The following is a 2,293-nucleotide window of genomic DNA, read 5'->3' as shown; positions in this document are numbered from 1 at the left end:
ACCCGAGACTGACACAGAGGGCTCCACCAGGTCCCAGAGCCCATCCGGTACCAAGCGCAGGGCAAGACGGTCGTCCACCCCTCAGATCATGGAACATGATCCGTCAGAACCACGTGAGACATCCTCTTACTGGAGGTTTTACGTGACTCTGGTGTGGAGAGGATACCTTTGACCTCGATGGCTTTTACAGCCTTTATCCGGTAAGGAGGTGTTCGTCCGTCCCAGGGTCGAGAGCACGCTGTCCGTCGAGCGTGGGTATACGGTCCGGTGTCCGTCTGGTTCGACGATGACCCGGAAACTTCCTCCCAGCCGGACGACCGGTGCCCCGTCCGGCTGGTTTGGGACCGCGCCGGCCAGGGAGAAGCCTCCGTCATGAGCCCACGCAAGCCCTACCCCAGTGAGCTGTCCGACGCCCGCTGGGAGCTGATCGCCCCCACCCCTACCAGCTGCGCGGCCGGATGCGCTGCGGGATCTGCCAGCGGCGCATGCAGGGCAGCTGGAACAACGGCAAACCCCACTACCGCTGCGTCTACCCCGACCAGTACGCCCTGACCAACCACATCAAGCATCCCCGCAGTGTCTACGTCCGCGAGGAACTCATCATCCCCCACCTTGACCGCTGGCTGGCCCGTGCCTTCACCCCACCCCGGCTCCCCGCAACCATCGCCGCTCTCACCGCCGCCCAGGACGACGAAGCCGACATCGGCCGCGACGCCGAGCTCGACCGGGCACGGCGCGCGATCGCCGACTGCGACACCAAGCTGGAGTGCTACCGGCTCGCCCTCGAAGCCGGCACCGACCCCGTCATCGTCGCCCGCTGGATCGCCAAAGCCAACACCGAACGCGCCGCCGCCCAGGCCCGCCTACGCGCCAGCAGCCACCGCCAACGCATGACCGAACAGGAGATTTATGACATGGTCACCGCCGTGGGCGACATCGTCGCCGTCCTCACCGCGGCCGACCCGACTGACAAAGCGAAGATCTACACCCAGCTCGGCCTCCATCTGACCTACGAACCAGGAGCCCACCGAGTGATCGCAGAGGCCAAGCCTCATGCGATCATGTACGAACGAGAGTGTCCGAGGGGGGACTTGAACCCCCACGCCCTTAGAGGGCACTAGCACCTCAAGCTAGCGCGTCTGCCATTCCGCCACCCGGACCTGCAACGAACCAAGACTCTACACGGCTTGCGGGCGGATCGGTGTGGGGGTCGCCACCATCCGAGAGGAGCCTTCCGGATCTTCGGAAACCCCACGATTTCGATCTTCGGAAGCCCTGTGTCCCAGGCGGACGGGGCCAACGCGATGCGGCCCCGTCCGGCCGGATCGGGCCGCGCCCGTGACCCCGACCGGGCGGGCTGGTCGGGCCAGTCCGGGAAGGCCTGGATCGCTCCGGGATCGCTCTGAGCCATCCCGGAGCGATCAGGTAGCAGCCCGGAGCTGATGAGACGGGGCTGATGCGTCGGTGGGCCCGCCGGTCGGGCAAGCTGGTCCCCGACACCTCATCAGGACCCCGGCCACGGAGGCGGATCGAGATCGTGACGACGTCGGTTCATCGCAGGATCGCCGAGGAGCTCGGCGTGCGTGAGGGGCAGGTGACCGCGGCCGTCGACCTGCTCGACGGCGGGGCCACCGTGCCGTTCATCGCCCGCTACCGCAAGGAGGCGACCGGCATGCTCGACGACGCCCAGCTGCGGACCCTTGAGGAGCGGCTGCGCTACCTGCGCGAGCTGGAGGACCGGCGCGCCGCGATCCTGGAGTCGATCCGCGCCCAGGGCAAGCTGGACGACGCGCTCGAGGCGCAGATCCTGGCCGCCGACTCCAAGGCCCGCCTGGAGGACATCTACCTGCCCTACAAGCCCAAACGGCGCACCAAGGCCCAGATCGCCCGGGAGGCCGGTCTGGAGCCGCTCGCCGAGACGCTGCTGGCCGACCCGTCGCAGGATCCGCAGGCGACGGCCGCCACCTTCGTCGACCCGGACAAGGGTGTCGCCGACACGGCCGCGGCTCTCGAGGGTGCGCGGGCCATCCTGGTCGAGCGTTTCGCCGAGGACGCGGACCTGATCGGGACGCTGCGTGAGCGGATGTGGACGCGCGGCCGGCTCGTCTCCCGGGTACGGGAGGGCCGGCAGGACGCCGGCGCCAAGTTCGCCGACTACTTCGACTTTGCCGAGCCCTTCACCTCGCTGCCCTCGCACCGGATTCTGGCGCTGTTCCGCGGCGAGAAGGAGGAGGTCCTCGACCTCACCCTCGAACCGGAGCCCGCCGACGCGGACGGTGCCGGCGGGCCAGCC

Annotated in this window: 2 protein-coding genes, 1 tRNA gene and 1 pseudogene (1 of these 4 running past the window's edge); 2 read left to right on the top strand and 2 right to left on the bottom strand. The window is 68.4% G+C overall.

All coding sequences use genetic code 11. The features are described from left to right. Window positions 1-458: 458 nt before the first annotated feature. A pseudogene (locus tag FrCorBMG51_RS33250) lies at window positions 459-587 on the top strand (recombinase zinc ribbon domain-containing protein); the annotation flags it as partial. Window positions 588-863: 276 nt separating this feature from the next. On the opposite strand, the gene FrCorBMG51_RS32000 reads toward FrCorBMG51_RS33250, so the two are convergent. Further along, on the bottom strand, window positions 864-1,055 hold the full coding sequence (locus FrCorBMG51_RS32000) for a hypothetical protein (protein ID WP_047224814.1): 192 nt from the start codon (window positions 1,053-1,055) through the stop codon (window positions 864-866). 21 nt (window positions 1,056-1,076) lie between these two features. After that, window positions 1,077-1,160: transfer RNA gene (locus tag FrCorBMG51_RS21460), tRNA-Leu, on the bottom strand. Between the two features lie 374 nt (window positions 1,161-1,534). Here FrCorBMG51_RS21460 and FrCorBMG51_RS21455 point away from each other — a divergent pair. Next, window positions 1,535-2,293, top strand: the 5' portion of a protein-coding gene (locus FrCorBMG51_RS21455; protein WP_476742228.1) for a Tex family protein. 1,839 nt of this gene lie beyond the right edge of the window; the window shows 759 of its 2,598 coding nt (coding positions 1-759); it begins with the start codon at window positions 1,535-1,537; its stop codon lies off the right edge, out of view.

It is taken from the genome of Protofrankia coriariae (assembly GCF_001017755.1).
Classification (GTDB): Bacteria; Actinomycetota; Actinomycetes; order Frankiales; family Frankiaceae; genus Protofrankia; species Protofrankia coriariae.
This window is presented reverse-complemented; position numbering and strand designations above follow the sequence as displayed.